Below are 289 nucleotides of genomic sequence, written 5' to 3' on the forward strand. Positions count from 1 at the left end.
CGGTGCCGTCGTCGCATGGATCGCGTCCGCCGCCCGCGGGCTGCCGCTCCTCGGTCGGACCCTCTCGGCCACGAGCCGCTCACGCCTGCTGTGGCCGGTGCTGCGCACGACGGCCCTGGCCGCGGGCGGCCTGGTGCTCTTCGGCGGGCTCTTCGCCTCGGGCGACGCCGTCTTCGGCACCTGGGCGTCGAGCATCGTGCCCGACCTCGCCTGGGACTCGGTCGTGGCTCGCGGGTTCGTCTGCTTCTTCGTCGCCGGCGTCACCCTGGCCGGCTGCTACCTGGCCCTC

At 75.1% G+C, this 289-nt stretch carries 1 protein-coding gene; it reads left to right on the forward strand.

Annotated elements, in window-relative coordinates:
* A partial coding sequence (locus ASF38_RS18275; RefSeq protein ID WP_369815149.1) for a DUF4153 domain-containing protein occupies nucleotides 1-289 on the forward strand: 289 nt, incomplete at both ends.

The organism is Aeromicrobium sp. Leaf272, assembly GCF_001422865.1.
Lineage (GTDB): Bacteria > Actinomycetota > Actinomycetes > Propionibacteriales > Nocardioidaceae > Aeromicrobium.